This window comes from Duganella caerulea (genome assembly GCF_040362985.1).
Lineage (GTDB): Bacteria > Pseudomonadota > Gammaproteobacteria > Burkholderiales > Burkholderiaceae_D > Rugamonas > Rugamonas vulcania.
This window is the reverse complement of record NZ_BPWJ01000005.1, coordinates 191584-212737: the sequence shown is the minus strand read 5'-3', so window position 1 is coordinate 212737 and position 21154 is coordinate 191584. Positions and strand designations below refer to the sequence as shown.

Sequence of the window (21154 nt, the reverse complement as noted above, 5' to 3'; positions counted from 1 at the left end):
CTGGCCCCTTAAACAGGTCCAGCAATCGTCATTTTTATGGAGCCACGAATGGACTTTGCCTTGCTGATCGACGGCTACGCCGCGCAGAACCGCCATCGCGGCTGGCCGCGCCAGCGCATGCTGCACGAATGCCTGCGCGCGGCGATCCGCAACGGCACGCTGGCGGCGGGCACGCGCCTGGCCGCGTCGCGCGCGCTGGCCGAGGAGCTGGGCCTGGCCCGCAACACTGTGCTGTACGCCTACGAGCAGCTGGCCAGCGAGGGCTTCGTCACCACCGACCGGCGCGGCACCGTGGTGGCCGCCGTGGCGCCGGACCGCAAGCCCGCCGCGCAGCGCCAGGCCGCCGTGCCGCAGGCCGGCCTGTCGCAGCGCGCGCGCTCCCTGCGCCCGCCGCAGGGAGCGGCCGAGATGATGGGCGCCTTCGTGCCCGGCGTGCCGGCGCTCGATCATTTTCCGCTGACGCTGTGGCGCCGCATGCTGGAACGCGCGTGGCGCACGCTGACGGTGGAGCAGCTCAACTACGGCGACCCGGCCGGCGAGCCGCAGCTGCGCGAGGCCATCGCCGACCATCTGCGCGCGGCGCGCGGCGTGGTGTGCGAGGCGGCGCAGGTGTTCATCACCGACGGCACCCAGAGCAGCCTGGATCTGTGCGTGCGCGCGCTGGCCGACGTCGGCGACACCATCTGGATCGAGAGCCCCGGCTACGGCGGCGCGCTGGCGGCGGCGCGCGCGGCCAGCCTGAATGTGGCCGGCATCGAGGTCGACGACGACGGCATCGCGCCCGCCGCCGCCGACTGGCTGCTGCGGCCACCGCGCCTGATCTACACCACGCCGTCGCACCAGTACCCGGTGGGCAGCGTGCTCAGTCTGCGCCGCCGCATGGCGCTGATCGCCGCCGCGCGCGAGGCCGGCGCCCTGATCATCGAGGACGACTACGACAGCGAATTCCGCCACGACGGCGCGCCGCTGTCGGCCATGCAGGGCCTGGCGCCGGACGCGCCGGTGGTCTACCTGGGTACCTTCAGCAAGACCATGTTCCCGTCGCTGCGGATCGGCTTCGTGGTGGTGCCGCCATGGCTGGCCGACGATTTCGCCCGCATGCGCGCGCAGTCGTCCGCGCGCGGGCGCGTGGCCGAGCAGCTGGCGCTGGCGGAGTTCCTGCGCAGCGGCCAGTTCGCGCTGCACCTGCGCCGCATGCGGCGGCTGTACCGGCAGCGGCGCGACGCGCTGGTGGCGGCGCTGGAACAGCATCTGGGATCGGTGGCGACGGTGCACGGCGGCTCGGCCGGCATGCACCTGGCGCTGCGTTTCACACGCGCGGACCTGGACGACCACGCGATCAGCGCGCAGGCGCTGGAACACGGCATCGTGGCCGAGGCGCTGAGCGGCAAGGACACGCAGGGGACGTCGGGCTGGAAGGGACTGATGCTCGGCTACGCACAAGTGCCGGCCGAGCGGATGGAGGGACTGGTCAAACAGTTGGCGGCCATACTGCACCTGGCGGCGTTCGCCGCCAACCGTTCAAGCCGGCATTAGAACGCGGTGTCGGCGCGGATGTACATCGAGCGGCCGTTCACGCCGATCGGGCAGGTTTCCCAGCAGCGGGTGAAGCCCAGTTTCGGGAACGCGCCGCCGTTGGTCCACTCCGACGGCAGCTGGTTGAACATATTGTTCACGCCGATGCTGAAGAAGGTGCGCTTGGTGTAGGCGTAGCGCACGGAGGCGTCCACCAGCCACTTGGCGTCCCACTTCTGCAGGGGGCTGAAGTTTTCCGCTTCCACTTCACCGTAGTAGTTGGCGCGGGTGTTCACGTTCCACTGGCCGGCGGTGTAGTCGGCCGCCACCACGTGGTGCTTGCGTGGCTGGCCGTGTTCGATCAGGGTCACTTGCGACTTGTCGAACAGCTGCTCGCCGGTCAGCACCGACGACGTCGAATGACGCTTGGTGACTTCGGTCTTGTTGAAGCCCAGCTGGCCGGACAGCACCAGGGTCGACGCCGCGAACTTGGAGGTATGCTCGGCCACGATGTCCAGGCCGCGCGTGCGGGTGTCGACCGCGTTGGTGAAGAACTGCGCCTGGCCCACGCCCAGCGGCTTGAGGATGTTGGCGATCGGGCCGCCGTTGGCCTCAGGTGCGATCTCGCTCGAGAACACGATGCGGTCCTTGATCTTGATCTCGTACAGGTCGGCGGTCAGCGACATGTTCTTCGCCGGACGCAGCACCATCCCGACGCTGCCGCTGGTCGAGGTTTCCTCTTTCAGCGGCGCGATGCCGAAGGCCTGGGTGACGGCGCTGCCCTGGCGCGCGGTCAGGGTTTCGGTCAGCACGCCGTTATTCAGGTTGGTCGACACGGAGCTGTAGAACTCCTGCTGCACGCTCGGCGCGCGGAAGCCGGTGGACAGGCTGCCGCGGAAGCCGATTTCCTTGGTCGGGTCGAAGCGGGCGCTCAGCTTGCCGGTGACGGTGCTGCCGAAGTCCGAGTATTTTTCGTAGCGCACGGCGCCGGCCAGGGTCAGGTTGTCGACCGGCTTGTGCTCGGCGTCCAGGAACAGGGCGATGTTGTGGCGGCCCGAATCGACCGCGGTGGCCGGCGTGTAGCCAGGGAAGCCCTGGATGCCGGAGGCCGCGGTGGCGCCGCTCGGGGTCTTGATGACGATGGCCGGGTTGTTGGTGCGGCCGTACTGGTAGGAGACCGGGTCGCCGGCGACGATCTGGTAGTTGTCGGCGCGGTATTCGAAGCCGGTGGCTAGGAAGATGCTGCCGTCGCCGACCTTGACCGGGCCCTTGACGTCGGCGTTGAAGGTCAGCTGGTTGAACTTCAGCGTGCCGGTGTTGGCGTCGCGCGGCGATTCGCCGTAGATGCTGCCGTCGGCCTTCTTCTCGTACCAGTAGCTGACGTTGACGCTGTCCGACTCATGGAAACCGAGCTCGCTGGCGCCGTAGTTGATGCTGACGTCGGCCTTCCAGTCGTTGGCCAGGTCGCGGCGGTAGCCAAACGCGAACGAGGCGTCCTTGATGTCGGTGTGGATGGCCGGCAGGTAGCCGTTCGGCGCGATCGACGGGATGGTGCGGTCGTCGCCGGCCGAGCGGAAGAAGCCGTACGAATCGCTCTTGCGCTTGGAGATGCCGCCGAAGGCGTAGAACTCGCTGGCCTTGTCGATCGGCAGGCCGGCGTTCCACCACAGGTAGCCGTCCTTGGTGTTGCTGTCGCCGATGTGCTGGGTCACGCGTGGCGGACCTGGCAGGGTGCGCAGCGAATCCGGGCCGGCGCGGTTGGTCTCGCCGCGCTTGCGCGCCTCGGCGGTCAGGTTGAGGAAGCCGCCGTCCTGGCCCAGCGCGAAGCCGGTGTTGGCGGTGCCCGAGTACAGGTCGCCGTCGCCTTCGGAGGTGGTGCCGTAGCTGCCGCTCAACTGGGTCTCGTTGACCTGCGACTTCAGCACGATGTTGATCACGCCGGCGATCGCGTCCGAGCCGTACTGGGCGGCGGCGCCGTCGCGCAGCACCTCGATGTGGTGGATGGCGCCCAGCGGAATCGCGTTGATGTCGGTGCCGGCCGAGCCGCGGCCAATGGTCTGCTGCACGTTCACCAGCGCCTGCTGGTGGCGGCGCTTGCCGTTGACCAGCACAAGGACCTGGTCCGGGCCGAGCGAGCGCAGCGTGGCGGGGCGGATCGAGTCGGTGCCGTCGCTGATGAAGGTGCTCGAGAAGTTGAACGATGGGTCCAGCGTCTGCAGCAGCTTGCCCAGCTCCAGCGGGCCGGCGGTCTGCATGTCCTTCAGGCTGATCAGGCCGACCGGGGCCGAGGTGTCCAGCGCGGTCTTGGCCACCGAGCGCGAACCCAGCACGACCACGGTTTGTTCGGGGGCCGGCGTGGTGTCGGCCGGGGCGGTTTGGGCGCTGCCCTGGCCAGCGGCCAGCAGCAGGATCGCGCTGGCGACCAGTGTGCGTTGGAAGTGGGGTGCTCTTGTCATGTATCTCTCTCGTTGTTGGGGACGCGCGCGGATAGCGCGGGCGAGAAAAATACTATCGTGGCGGCGAACTGGGCGGCAACGCGGCATGCACCATCATGTTGCAAATTATGCACATTCGACAATATTGCGTGCGTTATGTGACGACTTGTCGTAATCTGACCGACGGGCCGCCGCAAAACGGTGCAAAACTGTGGTGCGGGCGCATCAGTATAGTGCTTTGCGTGGCGCGTTACTGCTGGTCCAGCATCCAGCCCTTCAAGCCGTTGACCCAGGACTTGGCCGGCAGGTTCAGGCTCTTCTTGATGGCGCCGGCGCGCTCGTACAGCACGCTGAAGTCCAGCACCGGCGACTGCTTGAAGGCGATCACCACGATATTGGCGTCGTGCACCTCGGGCAGCCAGACCACGGCGTCGAACACCTGCTCCATCGCCTGCAGGTTCTTGTCGTAGTTCGCGAAATCGCCGAACACATTGGTGGTCATCATGCCGCCGTCGCGCAGGCAGTCGAAGCAGGCCTGGTAGAACTCGGGCGAGTCCAGCACCGGGCCGCGCGCCTCCTCGTCGTACAAGTCCACCTGCAGGATGTCGACGCTGCCGTGGTTGGCCGGATCGAGCACGAAATCCATGGCGTTCATTTCCAGCACGTTCAGGCGCTCGTCGTTGGGCGGCAGGCCGAACTGCGCGTGGCAGATGGCGATCACGTTGGGATTGAGCTCGACCGCCGTCACGCGCGCGCCGGGCAGGCGGCGGTAGCAGAACTTGGTGAGCGCGGCGCTGCCCAGGCCGAGCTGGACGATGTGGCGCGGCTGGTCGTTGAAGAGCAGCCACATCATCATCATCTGCACGTATTCGAGCTCGATGTTGTCCGGCTTGGCCAGGCGCATGGCGCCCTGGACCCAGGAGGTGCCCAGGTGCAGGCTGCGCACGCCCTGGTATTCGGTGATGGTGGCGGGAGGGTGGCCGGGCGCGTCAAAGCGGGCGGCGGAGGCGGGTAATTTGGACATGGCGTAGTTTACCAGCCCGCGCGGGATAAAAAAAAGACGCCGCAGCGTCTTTTTGAGCGGAGCTCAAGACCGGCGTCGTCGTGCTACCGCGCCCATCAGCGCCAGACCGCCCAGCAGCATGCCGTAGGTGGCAGGCTCCGGCACGGCCGACTTGATGTCCAGCGTGCCGCCATAGCTGGCGGTGCCGACGTCGGTGCCCTTGATGGTCAGCGTGATCAAGCCGCTCACCGGCACGCTGAAGAACACGCTGCCCGACGAGAAGCCATTGAAGACCGGCAGCGAGGTGCCGTTGAGGTCGGCCCAGCTGAAGTTCAGCATGGTCGGCGGCCCGGCCTCGAAATTGACGAAGTTGGCGAAGAAGCCTTGCGCCATGCCCGGCGAACCGTCATACGAGAACGTAAAGGTGTCGGTGAACGCCTGTCCGTCGCTGTGCGTGGTGCCGAACGACGTGCTCCAGCTGCCGGCGCCGCCCGTCATGGCGATCACCGGCGACGTGTAATCGTTGGCCATGGCGCCACCCGCTGCCGCAACCATCAACCCCGCTGCCAAAATTGATTTTAATTTCATATTATCTCCGCAATAGATCTGACTAAAGACAAGAAACCCCGGTGCTACCTATGCAAATTACGCTGGGTCAATTTCGATGTCAATTAGCTATTTTTTGATCGTGGCGGCAACTACGATAGCGTATTTCTATCACACGGGCTAAGTAATAAATAATTTCTACCAGTCAATTTCTACTATGCAAATCGACAACACAGTTTCAATTTTCTTATCGTCGATTAGTTGTTTGTAGCCGACACTGGCAGGATCAGCGTGACGGTCAATCCGCCGCCATCGCGGTTGGCCAGCGTGATGCGGCCGCCGTGCGCCTCGGCGATCTCGCGCGCCAGCGCCAGGCCCAGGCCGGTGCCGCTGCGCTTGGTCGAGTAGAACGGCACCAGCGCGTTGGTCAGCACCGTGTCGCTCATGCCGGGGCCGCGGTCCTGCACGTCGATCCGCACCGCGCCGTGCAGGCGCCGCACCTCCAGGCTGACCTCGCCGGCCGGCGAGCCGGACTCGTGGGCGTTCTTGAGCAGGTTCAGCAGCGCCTGCTCCAGCTGCGAGGGATCGAAGGCGCACGGCTCGTCGGGCGGCGTGCCGCTCACCGTGAAGTCGACCTGGGCCGCCAGCTGGGCCAGGAAGGCCGGCCACGCCTGCTGCTCCAGCCGCGGCGCCGGCAGCTTGGCGAAGCGCGCGTAGCCGAGGATGAAGCTCTCCAGGTGGCGGGTGCGCTCCTCGATGGTGGCGAGGATCTGCGGCAGGCGCTCGGTCTGGCCGCGCCGCACCAGCTCGGCGCCGGAGTGGGCCAGCGAGGTCAGCGGGGCGAGCGAGTTGTTCAGCTCATGGCTGATCACGCGGATGACTTTTTTCCAGGTCTGCACCTCCTGCCGGCGCAGCTCCATGGTCAGCTGGCGCAGCAGCAGCAGCTCGTGCTTGCGGCCGTTGAGGTTGAAGCTGCGCCGCGCCAGGTGGTAGACCTCTTCCTCCTCCACCTCGGCGCCGGCCTCGCGCGTGGTGAACAGGCCGTCGCCGCCGCGCGCCAGCGCCTCCAGCAGGGCCGGCGAGGCGTGCGCCAGGATGTCGTCGAGCCGGTGGCCCTCCAGCCGCCGGCCCTGGTGCAGCAGCTGGCGCGCCGCCACGTTGGCGTAGACGATGGGGCCTGCCTCGCTCACCAGCAGCATCGCCACCGGCGTGTTCTGCACCATGGTGTCGAGCAGCAGCTCGCGCTGCACCAGGTCCAGGCGCTGCTGGCGCAGCACGTCGCCCAGCGCGTTGTGGGCCGCCACCAGGTCGCTCAACTCGTCGTTCTGCGGCCAGTGCAGGCTGAACGAGAAGTCGCCGTCCTGGTAGCTGGTCACGGTGCCGGTGAGCGCGCGGAACAGCGACAGCATCGACTCCAGCTGGGCGCGGATGGTGATGATGGAGATCGGCAGCACGCACAGCAGGCACACCGCCAGCACCAGGCCCGGATGGTTGGGGAAGAAATGCGTCAGCGCCAGCGCGATCAGGATGCCGACCGTCAGCAAGGTGCCGACCATCGCGGTCCAGCGCGTGAGCAGCGAGAGGCGCATGCCGGCCGGGCGCGTGGCCGGCGGGCGCGCTGGCGGCCGGGAGCCCATCAGGGGCGGGCGATGCCCAGCCGCTCCATGCGGCGGTACAGCGCCTGGCGCGACAGGCCCAGCTCGGCGGCGGCCTGCGCCACCACGCCGCCGGCCCGGCTCAGCGCCAGGCCGATGGTGTCGCGGTCCGGCTCGCGCGCGCCGTCGTCGGCGATGGCGCCGGCGGCGGCCGGCAGGCCGAGGTCGGCCGCCTTGATGACGTCGCCAGCGGCCAGCAGGCCGGCGCGCGCCATCACGTTCTTCAGCTCGCGCACATTGCCCGGCCACGGGTGGGCCAGCAGCGCCTGCTGCGCGGACGGATGCAGGTCCTTGCCGGCGCCCAGGAAGTGGCGCGCCAGCGGCAGGATGTCGGCCGGGCGGCCCGCCAGCGGCGGCAGCCGCAGCTCGATCACGTTGAGGCGGTAGAACAGGTCCTCGCGGAAGCTGCCGGCCCGTATCATGGCCTGCAGGTCGGCGTTGGTGGCGCTGACCACGCGCACCTTGACCTGGCGCTCGCGGTTGGAGCCGAGCCGCTCGAAGCGGCCGGTCTCCAGCACCCGCAGCAGTTTCATCTGTCCGGCCAGCGGCAGGTTGCCGATCTCGTCGAGGAACAAGGTGCCGCCGTCGGCCGCCTCGAACTTGCCCTCGCGCGCCTTGGAGGCGCCGGTGTAGGCGCCGGCGTCGGCGCCGAACAGCTCGGCCTCGATCAGCTCGGCCGGCAGCGCGCCGCAATTCAACACCACGAAGGGGCCGTCGCGCACGGCGGAGTTGGCCTGGATGATCTCGGCGATGCGCTCCTTGCCGGTGCCGTTCGGGCCGCTAATGAGGACCGGGACGTCGGCGCGCGCCACCTGGCAGGCCAGGTGCACCACGCGCTCGGTGGCCGGGTCCTGCCACACCATGCCGCGCAGGTCGTAGCCGCGTTCGAGCTCGCGCCGCTGGCGCAGCTCGGTCTGCAGGCGCTGCTGCAGCGCGCGCTTGGCCTGGCCCAGCTCGATCAGGTTGTTGACCGTGGCGATCAGGCGGTTGTCGTCCCACGGCTTGGCCAGGTAGTCGGCCGCGCCGGCCTTGACCAGCTCGACCGCCGCGTCCAGGTGGGTCCAGGCGGTCAGCAGGATCACCGGCAGCTCGGGATGGCGCTCGCGGATGGCGCGGAACAGCGCCGTGCCTTCCTCGCCCGAGGTGGTGTCGGCGGAGAAGTTCATGTCCTGCAGCACCAGGTCGACGCTGTGCTGTTCCAGCAGCGCCAGGCCGGCTTCGGGGGAGGCGGCGCGCAGCGCGTCGATGTCGTGCAGCGAGAACAGCACTTCAAGCGCGATGGCGACGGCGGCGTTGTCGTCGATGATCAATACGGTAGGCATGCCGTAAGCATAACATTGTCGCGGCATGCCCGGTGCAGCCAACATCGTCAGGCGCTGCGGGTGGCGGTGGCCGGCGAGATCGACGCCGCGCGCCAGGCCGGGCCGTACACCGCGAGCACGCCCAGCGCCCAGAACACGGCGGCGCCGGCGATCAGGTAGCCGGCCGGCAGGCGCGCCATTTCCAGCTGGCTCACCAGCAGCTGGTTCAGGCCCAGCGCCAGCACCACGCCGGCCGCCACGCCCACGCTGGTGATCATGAAGTTCTCGGTGACGAAGTAACGCAGGATGTCGACCCGGCGCGCCCCCAGCGCGCGCCGCACGCCGATCTGCTTGCGCCGCTGCGTGACCCACAGGCTGGCCATGCCGACGATGCCGCTGGCGGTGATCAACAGCAGCAGCACGCTGACCGTCACCAGCATCCACGCCAGCGCGACGTCGGCGCGGTAGCGGTCGCGGCGCAGCTCGGCCATGGTCCTGGACTTGACGATCACCGGCGTCGGCGAGGACGCGCGCAGCGCCGCCTCGGCCTCCTTGATGACGCGGTCCATCTGGCCCGGTTCGGCGCGCAGCGTGTAGTTGTTGGCGTTGTCGCCGGTCAGGCGCGCCGGCACCAGGGTGGAGAAATCGCCGCGTTCGCCGATATGGGCGTTCGGCGACTGCAGCCGTTCGATCACGCCGACCACCTGCACCGCCCTGGCGGTCTCGCCGGTGCCGAAGAAGAGGGTCTTGCCGACGTAGCTGCTTTGGCCCGGCCACAGCTTCTCGGCCTGCTGGCGCGTGATGATGACCACCTTGGCGAACTCCTGGCTGGTGGTCTCGTCGATCTCCGGAATCTCGCCCGGCAGGAAGTCGCGTCCCTCCACCAGTTGCAGGCCCCAGGTCTTGATCAGCGAATCGGGACTGACGTAGGAGGTGGTGGTGAGGGTCGACTTGACCTGGCGGCGGTCGGTGGCCAGGCCGGTGTAGTTGCCCGAGCGCGACAGCGGCATCTGCGTGGTGATCGCCACCGACGTCACGCCCGCCACGGCGCGCAGGGTGTCGGTTTCGCGGTGCTGGGCCGCCAGCTGTTCCTGGTGGTTGCCGGTCTTCAGGCGGCGCACCTGCAGGTTGAACACGTCGGCCTCGTTGGCGATGCCGCTGGGGCGCGCCGACACGGCCTGGCGCACCTGCACGATGTGCAGCGCGTTGGCCAGGATGCCGAGGCTGAGGGCGACCTGCACCGCCACCAGGATGGGGCCGGTCTTATTGCGCAGCAGCGCGGACAGGATGGGACGGATTTCCATGATGGGCCTCGTTTATTGGGATTTGAGTTGCAGGGCCGGCGTGACCTGGCAGGCGCGCCAGGTCGGCAGCAGGCCGGCCAGCACGGCCGACAGCACCGCCATCGCGAAGGTGGTCAGCAGCATGATCCAGTCCATGTGCGCCACCACCGTCAGCGCCTTCGACTGCATGGCGATCAGCGCCAGCGCGCCGAAGGCCAGCAACAGGCCGAGCGCGCCGCCGACCAGGCCCACCACCGTGGTCTCGATCAGGAACTGGTTGAAGATCTCGCGCCGCGACGCGCCCAGCGCGCGGCGGATGCCCACCTCGGCGGCGCGCACCGAGAACTTGGCCAGCAGCAGGCCGATGGTGTTGACCAGGCACAGCACCAGGAAGCCGAACGCCAGCCAGGCCGACAGCTTGCTGTCGTTGCCGACCACCTTCATGAAGTCCAGCCATTCGCGCACGTCGTACAGCACGTTGGGCGCGTTGCGTTTCAGGCGGCCCAGCTTGCGCTGCTCGGCGGCGTAGCTGTCGAGGTAGTTCTGCAGCGCGGGGCGGTCGCTGGCGCTGCGGGTCTCGAACCAGAACTGGATCCAGGTGCACTCGGAATCGAGGAAGGCCTGGTAGCCAGGGCTGATGTCGCTGGTGCAGGTGGTGCTGCCGTTGCGCGGCAGCTCGTTGCGGATCGCCGCGTTGAAGGGCACGAACATGTCCTCCTCGTCGCTGAAGGCGCCGTCCTGGCTGCCGATGATGCGGTGGAAGCGCGGCACCACGGTCCAGTTGTCGAGCACGCCGACGATCTGGTACTGCTGGCCGCTCATGGTCATGCGCTGGCCGACCGGGTCGGTGTCGCCGTACAGCTTGTCGGCCAGCTTGCGGCCCAGCACCACGACGTTGGCGCCGGCCTTGTCGTCGGCCGGGCTCCAGGCCTGGCCGTGCAGGAAGGGCGCGTCGAACATGTTGAAGAAGTCGCTGCCCACGCCCAGGCCGCGCGAGATGAACACCGCCATGTCCTTGCGCGCCGGCTCCACCGCCACGCTGGTGCCGTAGATCGCCGTGGCGCGCTCGGCCGCTTTGCTGTTGAGGAAATTGATGGCGTCGCGGTAGCTGACCTGGTTGTCGGGACGCTCGTCGCCCGGCTTGTAGCCCTCGATCGGGCCGTTGTCGACCAGCGGCACGAACAGGCGGTCGCTCTTGTGCGGGATCGGGTCTCCCGACATCACGTGCAGGATGGTCAGCGTGGCCACGCTGGCGGCCACGCCGACGGCCAGGGTCAGCACCATCAGCGCGGTCAGGGCCGGGTTGCGGCGCAGGCTGCGCAGGCCCAGCAGGAAGTAGTAGTGGAACATGTGGCGCTCCTTATGCGACATGGGACTTGCCGTCGGCGTGCGAGTTGGCATCGAACAGCGTCGGCGCCTTGCGCACCAGGTCCGACACCTGGCCGTCGATGATGTGGACGTTGCGCTGCGAGCGCACCGCCAGTTCGGGATCGTGGGTGACCATCAGGATGGTGGTGCCCTGGGCGTTGATCTCCTCCAGCAGCTCCATCACGCCGCGCGCCATTTGCGTATCCAGGTTGCCGGTCGGTTCGTCGGCCAGCAGCAGCTTGGGCGAGCCGGCCAGCGCGCGCGCGATCGCCACGCGCTGTTGCTGGCCGCCCGACAGCTCGGCCGGGTAGTGCTTCATGCGCGAGGCCAGGCCGACCTTGGACAGCGCGTCCTCGATGCGCTCCTTGCGCTCGGCCGCGTTGAAGCCGCGGTAGCGCAGCGGCACGTCGACGTTATCGAACAGCGACAGGTCGGGGATCAGGTTGAAGCCCTGGAAGATGAAGCCCAGCTTCTCGTTGCGCAGGCGCGAGCGGGCGTTGTCGTCCATGCCCTTGACGTTGATGCCGTCGAGGATGTACTCGCCGTCGGTGAACTCCTCCAGCAGGCCGGCGATGTTGAGGAAGCTGGTCTTACCGGAGCCGGAAGGGCCGGTCACGGTGACGAACTCGCCCTGCTTGACGTTGATCTCGAAGCCGCGCAGCGCGTGGGTTTCGATCATGTGGGTACGATAGACTTTGCTCAGGTTTTGCATGCGCAGCATGGAGGGCCTCTTTAAAAAGTTATTGGTTGATCGAGACGCGCTCGGCGTTCTCAAAGGTTTCGGTACCGGAGATGACGACCTTGTCGCCCTGTTTCAAACCGCCGAGGATCTCCACCGCGGAGACGCTGGTGGCGCCCATCTTGATCGGGGTGCGGATGGCGATGCCGTCGCGCACCACGTAGGCGAAGCGGCCGCCCTCGGATTCCACGAACGGGCCGCGCTGCAGCATCAGCGTGTTCGGCTTCTCGTCGATCAGCAGGCGCGCGGTCACGCGCTGGTTCTGGCGCAGGCCGGCCGGCTGGACGCCGGTGAAGCGCACCCGCGCCAGCACCTGGTTCTTGACCACCTCCGGCGACAGCGCCGACAGCTTGGCGTTGGCGGTGCCGGTGCCGTAGTTGACCTCGGCGTTCATGCCCAGGCCGATGTCGGACACATAGGTCTCCGGCACTTCCAGCTCCACCTCCAGGCGCGACAGGTCGACCAGGGTCATCAGCGGCGCGTTGGCCGGCACCACGCTGCGGTTGGCCACCGACAGCGTGCCGATGAAGCCGTCCACCGGCGCGCGCACGGTCAGCTCGTCGACGCGGCGCTGGGCATTGGCCAGCGACAGGCGCTGGCGGTCCAGCTCATTGATCTTGGTCTTGAGCTCCAGCGCCACGTTGTCGCTTTCCAGCTCGGCCGCCTGGCCGGCGTGCTTGGCGCGGATCTCGGCCGAGTTCAGCGCGTCCTTGGCCTTCTGGTATTCGATCTTGGCGATGATGCCTTCGTTGGAGACGGCGTTGTAGCGCTCCAGCGTGCGCAGCGCGGACAGGCGCTCGATCTCGGCGGTGTCGGCGTCGCGCCGGGCCAGCAGTTTTTGTTTGCGGGCCAGGATCTGCTGGCGCGCCACCTCGGCCTCCAGCTGCAGATAGCTGGACTGCTCGCGTTTGAGCGCGTCGGTCAGGTCGGGCGATTCCAGCACCGCCAGGATGTCGCCCTTCTTGACCGTGTCGCCGGCGGCGGCCTTCAGCGTCACCGTGGCCGGCGAGGCCGAGTACAGCGTCGGGCTGATGGCGGCGACGATGCGGCCGTTGACGGCGGCGTCGCGGATCAGCGTGCCACGGCCCACTTCGGCGATGCGCAGGCGCGACAGGTTGACCGAATGGTCGCTGCCGCGCCACGCGTGGACCACGGAATAGGCCGCCGCCGCAACGGCCACGGCGCCCAGCGCGATCAGCAGGCGGCGCTTGGTGGCGTGCCCTTTGGGGGCGGCGATGACGGCGTCTTGATTGGAGGTGTCGCGTATCATGATCGTGTAAGTGTTTAGAGACAGGCAATGTTATGCAGAAACCGTGCCAATGGCTAAGTATCTGATTTCATTGACAATAGGTGGCGCCGTCCGCTGTCCGCCCGCCTGTCCGGTCGTCCGCCTGTCCGCCCGCGCTTGATAAAACGGCAAGCGTGACCATGTGGCGTACTGTCGCCACCACCCGAGTACCGCATGAGCCTGTTCGACCGCCTGTCCCGCCTGCTGCTGCCCGCCGAAGCGCCGGTCACCGATTACCCCTTTGTCGCCAGCGACGTCGCGCTGTACCGGCGCACCGCGCACCCCGGCGACAGCGTGCTGGACGCGCAGACCTGGGACGACATGCTGCTGCCGCAATACAGCGCGCTGCTGGCGAAGGAGACCAGCATCTTCGGCCAGCAGGAGCTGCACCGGCGCTTGCACGCGGATGGCGGTGCCGTGGCCGCGTCCGCCGTCCGGGTGCGGACACTGGCGCAGGACGCCGGACAACGGCAACGCCTGCACGCGGCCTGTAACGGCCTGCGCCGCGCCGACCGCGAGGTCAGCGAGACCTTGTTCGGCGCGCCGCTACCGCCGTCGCCGCGCTGGATCAAGCTGTTGCCGTGGCTGCCACCGGCGCTGCTGCTGTCGGTGGTGCTGGCGCTGGTCACCGGCGTGGTGGCGCTGTGGGGCGTGGTGGTGGCGCTGTGGATGGCGTTGATGGCGGTGCAGGTGCTCCATCACGAAGCGATCGAGGAATGGGACCGCGTCCGCGCCACGCTGCAGCAACTGCTGCGCAGCCACGGCCTGCTGGCCGCGCTGGACGATCCGCTGACGGCCGATTTGCGCGACGATGCCGCGCAGGCCGGCAAACTCAATTCTAAGCTGAGCCAGTCGGCGGTCGGCAACCTGCCCGGCGTGCGCGAATACCGCGACTGGCTGTGGCAGATGAATGTGCGCCACTACTACGCCAGCCGCGATACGGTGCGCGGCCAGCTGGCGCTGCTGCGCTCCAGCTTTGAGCGCGTGGCGGCGCTGGAGGCCGACCTGGCGCTGGCGCGTCACCTCGCGCAGACACCGCGCCACTGCTGGGCGCAGCAGGGCGGCGAGCTCAAGCTTGAGGAAGTCGTGCATCCTTTGCTGGCGCGGGCCGAGCCGCTGTCGTTCGCGCTGGCGGGGCGGGGCGCCTTTATCTCCGGGCAGAACGGCATCGGCAAGAGCACGCTGCTGCGCACGGTGGGCCTGAACCTGATCGTCGCCCGCGCCTTCGGCTTCTGCTACGCGCAGCAGGCCGTCACGCCGCTGCTGCCGGTCCACTCCAGCATGCAGAGCGAGGATGCGCTCGAAGGCGGCGAGAGCCTGTACATCGCCGAGCTGCGCCGGGCGCACGAGCTGCTGGCGCTGGCCGAACGCGCGCCGGCGGTGTTCATCATCGACGAGATCTTCCGCGGCACCAACCACCTGGAATCGATCTCGGCGGCGGCGGCGCTGCTGCACACGCTGTCGCAGCGGGGTACGGTGATCGTCTCCTCGCACAACCTGGTGCTGGCGCCGTTGCTGGAGGAACGCCTGACGCCGTGGTGCGTGAGCCGCGTGGGCGACGGCCTGCGGGTGGCGCCGGGCGTGCTGCGCGAGACCAACGGCATCGCCCTGCTGGCCGCGCGCGGCTTCGATGCCGCGATCTCGGCCAAGGCCAACCGCGTGTACGACTGGCTCAGCAATTACATGGCGCATCCTACCGACTGCGAGGGCATACGGAATAGCCTTTGACTTTCGGGCGGCATAGTTCTATGATTTCTGTAACGACAGAAATAAAGGAAATGCCATGACGCTCGCACCGACCATCCAGAAGTACATCCTGCACTGGGGGGAGATGGGCACGCGCTGGGGCGTCAACCGCACGGTGGCGCAGATCCACGCGCTGCTGTTCCTGGCCAACCGCCCGCTGCCGGCCGAGGAGATCGCCGACACGCTGGGCGTGGCGCGCTCCAACGTCAGCAACAGCCTGAAGGAGCTGCAGGGCTGGGGGCTGGTGCGCATCAGCCACGTGGCCGGCGACCGCCGCGACCACTTCGTCGCCCTGCAGGACGTGTGGGAAATCTTTCGCGTCATCGTCGAGGAGCGCAAGAAGCGCGAGATCGACCCGACGCTGGCCGTGCTGCGCGAATGCGCGGCCGAGGCGGAAAACGATCCGGCGCTGGAGCAGGCCACCAAGGTCAAGATGGACCAGGTGCTGGACTTTCTCGAAATGCTCACCGCCACCTACGGCGACTACAAACACCTGCCACCCGCCACCATGCAGCGCTTCCTGAAGATGGGCGGCAAAGTGGCGCGGCTGCTGGGCGGAGACTGACCCGTACGGCCTTCCGGGGCCCTTTTTTTGATGCGGTATTTCTGTTTTGACAGAAACAACAGACAAGGCGGTGCCATGACGATCCCTTCCGAAGGTGAGCTGTTCAAGAAAATCCTGGGGCCGGAATGGCGCCGGCTGCATCCGGATATCCAGGCGCGCTTCGACAAGAATCCGCTGCCGGGCAAGCCGCTCAACTACAGCGGCAGCCTGTCCGAGCTGACGTGTTCGCGCATCGGGCGGCTGCTGGGCTACCTGACCATGCCGCTGATCCAGGGCGCGCTGATGCCCTACAACGACGCCGACTTCCCGGTCGACATCCAGGTCTACTCCAAGCCCAATTGCGCCTCGATCTTCAAGCAGCGCATCTACCGCCTCAACGGCCGCAAGCCGGTGATGTTCACCTCCTTCATGGCCGAGAGCAGCAAAGGCGAGGTGCTCGAATACGTCGGCATGGGGCTGGGCATGAAGCTGCTGCTGGACGTCCGCGACGGCAACCTGCACTTCGAAAGCGACGGCTATTTCTGGGAGGTGCTGGGCGTGCGCATACCGCTGCCGGGCGTGCTCACCCCGGGCAAGACCTTCCTCTGCCACCGCAACAACCACGCCAACCAGTTCGACATCCGGATCGAGATCCGGCACGCGCTGTTCGGCACCACCTTCACACAAGCAGGCGTATTTCGCGAGGTCACAGCATGAATACCCATCTGATAGCACTGCAGCTCATGGCCGCCCAAGGCTGCCTTGGCGCGTTCGACACCCTGTACCACCACGAGCTGACCGAGGCGCTGCCTGGCCGCGCCACCGCCCGGCGCGAGCTGACCATCCACGCGGTGCGCGCGCTGATCTACAGCGCCTTGTTCATCGGCCTTGCCGGCTGGGCCTTCCACGGCGCGTGGGCGCTGGTGCTGCTGGCCGTGTTCTCGATCGAGATCGTGCTGACCTTGTGGGACTTCGTGGTGGAGGACCGTACCCGCCTGCTGCCGGCCACCGAGCGCGTGACCCACACCGTGCTGGCGATGAACGGCGGCGCCTTCATCGCGCTGCTGGCGCTGAACACGCCGGAGTGGTGGGCGATGCCGACCGCGCTGGCCTGGCAGCCGCAAGGCGCGTTGAGCGTGTTCCTGGCTGTGTGCGGCGTGGGCGTCGGCCTGTCCGGCATGCGCGACGCGTTTGCCGCACGGGCCCTCGGCCAGCTGGCGCTGCGTGAGGGCGCCACGCCGGAGCCGGGTTTCGGTGCGCCGGAGCGCAGCTTCCTGGTGACCGGCGCCACCGGCTTTATCGGCCAGCGCCTGGTGCGCGCCTTGCTGCGCGACGGCCATCGGGTGACGGTGCTGACCCGCCAGGCGCGGCAAGCCGCGTGGCTGTTCGATGGCCGCGTCGATTGCGTGGACAGCATGGCGCAATTGCCGGCATCGCGCCGCATCGATGTCGTGATCAACCTGGCCGGCGCCCGCATCCTGGGCTGGCGCTGGACCGCCGCACGCCGCGCCGCGTTGCGCGCCAGCCGCGTCGCGTTGACGAACAACTTGGTGGCCTGGATCGCCGCGGCCGAACACAAGCCGGCGCAGTTGATCTCGGCCTCCGCGATCGGCTACTACGGCACGCAGCGGCGCGGCGACGATACCGTGCTGACCGAGGGCGACGGCCCGCAGCCCATGTTCATGTCCGACCTGTGCCGCGAATGGGAGCAGGCGGCGCAAGGCGCGGCGGCCCACGGCGTACGCGTGGCCTGCACGCGTTTCGGGCTGGTGCTGGGCACGCAGGGCGCGCTGCCGATGATGCTCTTGCCGATCAAGCTGGGACTGGGCGGACCGCTGGGCGGTGGTACGCAATGGCTGTCGTGGATCCATGTGGACGATGTGATCGGCGGCATCGCGCACCTGTGCCGCTCGGGCGAGGTGGGAGCCTTCAACTTCACGGCGCCGGAGAGCCTCACGCAAGCGCGCTTCAACCGCGTGGCGGCGGGCGTGCTGCATCGTCCATACGGCTTCCCCACGCCGGGCTGGCCGATGCGGCTGATGCTGGGCGAGCAGTCCGACCTGCTGCTGGAAGGCCAACGCGTCGCGCCTGCGCGGCTGCTGGCCGGCGGCTACGCGTTCCGCCATCCGCAACTGGAAGGCGCGCTGCGCAGCCTGGCCTGATTGGAGGATGACATGAGAGCACTGGTACTTGGCGCGACAGGCTTGGTCGGCGGCCATGCGCTGCGGGCCTTGCGCGCCGCTGGCTGCACGACGGTTGGCGCCAGCCGCCGCCGCCCGCAAGATGAGCATCCGGATGATTGGATCGAGATCGACTTCGCCCGCATGATCAGCGAAGACGACTGGCTGCCGCTGTTGGCCGGCGTGGATGCGGTGGTCAATTGCGTCGGCATCCTCCGCGAGGAACAAGCCGGCGATTTCGACCTGCTGCACCACGCCGCGCCGGTCGCCCTGTTCGGCGCCTGCGAGCGCCTCGGCTTGCGGCGCGTGGTGCAGCTGTCCGCGCTCGGCAGCCGTGCGGACGCGGTGACCGCCTACTGGCGCAGCAAAGGTGCGGCGGACGCCGATCTGCTGGCGCGCACGCTCTGTGCCACCATCGTCCGGCCCTCGCTGGTGTATGGCGAGGAAGGCGCCAGCAGCGTCCTGTTTCGCGCGTTGGCGACCTTGCCGGTGCTGATGCTGCCGATGGCGCACAAGGCCAAGGTACAGCCGATCCACATCAACGACCTGGCGGCGTTGATCGCGCGGCTGGCGATGGCCGGCGACGACGCGCCGCGCGAGCTGGCGGGGGCCGGGGCGCCACGCGAGTTGGCGGCGGAGGAGGCTCCGCGCGAGCTGGATGCGGTCGGCCCGCGCGCGATGACACTGGCCGGCTACCTCGACGCGCTGCGCGGCGGCATGCAAGCGGCGCCCTCGCTGGTGCTGGACCTGCCGATGCCGCTGGCGCGAACGGCCGCGCGCGTGGCGGCATGGATACCATCGAGCGCGCTGACGCCGGACTCGCTGCGGATGCTGGAGCAAAGCGCCGACGGCGGCAACACGGCCGACGCGGCTCCCATCGCGGCGATGCTGGGCCGCCCGCTGCGCGATCCGGCTCGCTTCGCACGGCCATCGCAGCGCATCGGCGCCGTCTGGACATGGGCGGCGCCGCTGATCACGATGGCGGTCGCGCTGCTGTGGCTGGTCACCGCCTGGGTCTCCTGGTTCGGCTGGCCGCATGCGCAAAGCATGTCATGGCTGGCGGCCTGCGGCGTGCCGGCCGCCTTGCAAGAGCCGATGCTGCTGGCGGCCAGCTTCATGGACGCCGCCGTGGGCGCGCTGCTGTTGCTGCGGCCGCGCCGCTGGCTGTGGGCGGCGCAGCTGGCGCTGGCCGGCGGCTACACCGTCATCATGAGCGTGTGCCTGCCGGAGTTCTGGCTGCATCCTTTCGGCCCGCTGAGCAAGAACCTGCCCTTGCTGGCATTGATGTTGTTGATGTGGAGAGTGAGCAAATAATGGACTACCTCGCGATCAAATGGCTGCACATCCTGTCGGCCACCCTGATGTTCGGCACCGGCTTCGGCACGGCGTTCTACATGTTCTTCGTCAATCGCAGCGGCAACGTGCAGGCGATGGCGGTGGTGACGCGCCTGGTCGCCAGGGCCGACTGGTGGTTCACCACGCCGGCGATCATCATCCAGCCCTTGTCCGGACTGTGGATGATCCACCTGGCGGGCTTCCCGTTCACGGCGACGTGGATCGTGTGGTCGATGGCGCTGTATCTGCTGGCCGGCGCCTGCTGGCTGCCGGTGGTCTGGCTGCAGCTGCGGATGCGCGACATGGCCGTTCATGCGGCGCATAGCGGCGAGACGCTGCCGGCTCGCTACTGGCGCTACGAAAAAATCTGGACCGCGCTTGGCTTCCCCGCCTTCGCCGGTTTGCTGGTGGTTTATTGGCTGATGGTGCATAAACCTGCCTGAAGCCGGCGCCCTCCCGGATCAGAAAACCTTGAAATTTGATATAGTATTTCTTATTGGAAATATCAATCTTTGGAGGCGGGATGAATAAGGTCACTGTGCGGGCAAGCTTGCTTGGCGTGCTGGTGTTGTTTACTGCGATGTTGCTCGCCGGCGCAGGCCTGGGCATTTTCGCGCTGCAGCAGTCCAACAAGTCGATCGCGGAGGTGCACGCGATCTCCTCGCAGATCATCACCATCAACGACGCCTACAAGGACACCACGCGCACCCGCTCGGCGCTGACGCGCGGCTATTCCGCGCTGAAGGAAAGCGACAACAAGGCCGAGCGCGATTCCGCGCTGGGCAGCGCCAAGAAATCCTACCAGCGCACGCTGGACTTCCTCGACAAGTTTGAAAAGGCGCCGGCCTTCCCCGGCCAGGATGCGCAGCTGAAGAAGGACCTGCTCGAATCGGGCCGCAAACTGTCGGCGGTGCTGGACCGCGCGGCCGACGCGCTGGTCAAGGATGACACGGCCACCTATTCGGCCATCAACTCCAAGGAGCTGACGCCGGTGGGCGCGGCCTTCTCGGCGGCGCTGGAGAAATTCCAGAAGCTGGGCGATGAGCAGGTCACGGCGCTGGCCGAGAAGCGTGCCAGCGAATACGGCATCGTCATGTGGCTGGTGGCGCTGGGCTTGCTGATCGCGCTGGGCGTGGTGGCCGCCACCCACCTGATGCTGCGCTCGACCGTGCTGCTGCCGCTGGAAGGCGCCGTCGAGCAGCTCGACCGCGTGGCCAGCGGCGACCTGACTGCCACCATCGAGGCCTCGGGCGACAACGAGATCCAGCGGCTGCTCAAGGCCATCCAGCGCATGCAGGGCGACCTGCTGTCGACCGTGTCGCGCGTGCGCAATGGCGCGGCGGTGATCAATTCCGGCTCGCAGGAACTGGCGGCCGGCAATATGGAATTGTCCGCGCGCACCGAGACGCAGGCCAGCTCGCTGGAAGAGACCGCCGCCTCGATCGAGGAACTGACCAGCACCGTCCGGCAGAACTCCGAGAACGCGCAGCACGCGCGCTCGCTGGTGGAGGGCGCGTCCAACACCGCGGCCCAGGGCGGCGAGGTGATGCAGCAGGTGGTCTCCACCATGAACGCCATCAACGACGCCTCGCGCAAGATTGTCGACATTACCGGCGTGATCGACGGCATCGCCTTCCAGACCAATATCCTGGCGCTGAACGCGGCGGTCGAGGCGGCGCGCGCGGGCGAGCAGGGCCGCGGCTTCGCGGTGGTCGCCACCGAGGTACGCAACCTGGCGCAGCGCTCGGCCTCCGCCGCCAAGGAGATCAAGGTGCTGATCGACGATTCGGTGCAGAAGATCCAGCTGGGCACCACGCTGGTGGAACAGGCCGGCAACACCATGACCACGCTGGTGGGCAACGTCCACCAGGTGACGGAGATCGTCGGCGAGATCGCCACCGCCAGCCGCGAGCAGAGCGAAGGCATCGACCAGGTCAACCAGGCGGTGGCGCAGATGGATCAGGTGACGCAGCAGAACGCCGCGCTGGTGGAGGAGGCGGCCGCCGCGACCCAGTCGCTGCAGGACCAGGCCAGCCAATTGCAGCAGACCGTCAGCGTGTTCAAGATCAACGAAGGCGCGGCGCCTGCCGCGCGCCGCCCCGGCAGCCAGCTGGCGCTGCGCTGACCTTCCCGAGGGGCTTGGGGAGCCCCCGATTCAATTGAATCACTCTTGCCTGAAATGAACTTCTCAGGTGTAATGCGAAGCCCGAGCATGA

General features: G+C 67.8%; 17 protein-coding genes. 8 read left to right on the top strand and 9 right to left on the bottom strand.

Going from position 1 to position 21154, the window contains the following annotated elements; translation table 11 throughout:
* Positions 1-48 precede the first annotated feature (48 nt).
* On the top strand, positions 49-1536 hold the full coding sequence (gene pdxR / locus ACUJB0_RS16755) for a MocR-like pyridoxine biosynthesis transcription factor PdxR (protein ID WP_444846194.1): 1488 nt from the start codon (positions 49-51) through the stop codon (positions 1534-1536).
* Here pdxR and ACUJB0_RS16750 read toward each other — a convergent pair.
* From ACUJB0_RS16750 to ACUJB0_RS16710, 9 genes are all read right to left on the bottom strand, one after another.
* Positions 1533-3971 (bottom strand): TonB-dependent receptor plug domain-containing protein, encoded by a 2439-nt coding sequence (locus tag ACUJB0_RS16750; RefSeq protein ID WP_444846193.1) that lies wholly within the window; start codon positions 3969-3971, stop codon positions 1533-1535. The genes pdxR and ACUJB0_RS16750 overlap by 4 nt on opposite strands.
* A gap of 229 nt (positions 3972-4200) precedes the next feature.
* Positions 4201-4974: a spermine/spermidine synthase domain-containing protein gene (locus ACUJB0_RS16745; protein WP_444846192.1), complete on the bottom strand. Its 774-nt coding sequence runs from the start codon at positions 4972-4974 to the stop codon at positions 4201-4203.
* 63 nt (positions 4975-5037) lie between these two features.
* Entirely contained in the window at positions 5038-5508 is a 471-nt protein-coding gene (locus tag ACUJB0_RS16740; protein ID WP_444846503.1) for an FxDxF family PEP-CTERM protein, read from the bottom strand.
* Between the two features lie 248 nt (positions 5509-5756).
* The gene (locus ACUJB0_RS16735) at positions 5757-7136 is read right to left on the bottom strand and encodes a sensor histidine kinase (protein ID WP_444846191.1); all 1380 of its coding nucleotides are present in this window, start codon (positions 7134-7136) and stop codon (positions 5757-5759) included.
* On the bottom strand, positions 7136-8476 hold the full coding sequence (locus tag ACUJB0_RS16730) for a sigma-54-dependent transcriptional regulator (RefSeq protein ID WP_444846190.1): 1341 nt from the start codon (positions 8474-8476) through the stop codon (positions 7136-7138). Before ACUJB0_RS16730 ends, ACUJB0_RS16735 begins: the two co-directional genes overlap by 1 nt.
* 47 nt (positions 8477-8523) lie before the next feature.
* On the bottom strand, positions 8524-9759 hold the full coding sequence (locus tag ACUJB0_RS16725; protein WP_444846189.1) for an ABC transporter permease: 1236 nt from the start codon (positions 9757-9759) through the stop codon (positions 8524-8526).
* Positions 9760-9771: 12 nt separating this feature from the next.
* Positions 9772-11088: an ABC transporter permease gene (locus tag ACUJB0_RS16720; protein WP_444846188.1), complete on the bottom strand. Its 1317-nt coding sequence runs from the start codon at positions 11086-11088 to the stop codon at positions 9772-9774.
* A gap of 10 nt (positions 11089-11098) precedes the next feature.
* Positions 11099-11827, bottom strand: coding sequence for an ABC transporter ATP-binding protein (locus ACUJB0_RS16715; protein ID WP_117014482.1), 729 nt, complete (start codon positions 11825-11827; stop codon positions 11099-11101).
* A gap of 19 nt (positions 11828-11846) precedes the next feature.
* Positions 11847-13115, bottom strand: a complete 1269-nt coding sequence (locus ACUJB0_RS16710; RefSeq protein WP_444846187.1) for an efflux RND transporter periplasmic adaptor subunit — start codon at positions 13113-13115, stop codon at positions 11847-11849.
* A 192-nt stretch (positions 13116-13307) separates the two neighbouring features.
* On the opposite strand from ACUJB0_RS16710, the gene ACUJB0_RS16705 reads away from it, so the two are divergent.
* The 7 genes from ACUJB0_RS16705 (at position 13308) to ACUJB0_RS16675 (ending at position 21063) form a co-directional block, all read left to right on the top strand.
* Positions 13308-14861, top strand: a complete 1554-nt coding sequence (locus tag ACUJB0_RS16705) for a MutS-related protein (RefSeq protein ID WP_444846186.1) — start codon at positions 13308-13310, stop codon at positions 14859-14861.
* 55 nt (positions 14862-14916) lie between these two features.
* The gene (locus tag ACUJB0_RS16700; protein ID WP_444846185.1) at positions 14917-15444 is read left to right on the top strand and encodes a GbsR/MarR family transcriptional regulator; all 528 of its coding nucleotides are present in this window, start codon (positions 14917-14919) and stop codon (positions 15442-15444) included.
* 75 nt (positions 15445-15519) lie between these two features.
* Entirely contained in the window at positions 15520-16140 is a 621-nt protein-coding gene (locus ACUJB0_RS16695; RefSeq protein WP_444846184.1) for a DUF4166 domain-containing protein, read from the top strand.
* Positions 16137-17585, top strand: a complete 1449-nt coding sequence (locus ACUJB0_RS16690) for a TIGR01777 family oxidoreductase (protein WP_444846183.1) — start codon at positions 16137-16139, stop codon at positions 17583-17585. The genes ACUJB0_RS16695 and ACUJB0_RS16690 overlap by 4 nt, the downstream gene beginning before the upstream one ends.
* Before the next feature lie 12 nt (positions 17586-17597).
* A complete protein-coding gene (locus tag ACUJB0_RS16685; RefSeq protein WP_444846182.1) occupies positions 17598-18917 on the top strand; it encodes an SDR family oxidoreductase in 1320 nt (439 codons plus the stop codon).
* Complete coding sequence (locus ACUJB0_RS16680; RefSeq protein ID WP_444846181.1) at positions 18917-19381, top strand: DUF2269 family protein; 465 nt, start codon at positions 18917-18919, stop codon at positions 19379-19381. The genes ACUJB0_RS16685 and ACUJB0_RS16680 overlap by 1 nt, the downstream gene beginning before the upstream one ends.
* A gap of 80 nt (positions 19382-19461) precedes the next feature.
* A complete protein-coding gene (locus tag ACUJB0_RS16675) occupies positions 19462-21063 on the top strand; it encodes a methyl-accepting chemotaxis protein (RefSeq protein WP_444846180.1) in 1602 nt (533 codons plus the stop codon).
* Positions 21064-21154 lie beyond the last annotated feature (91 nt).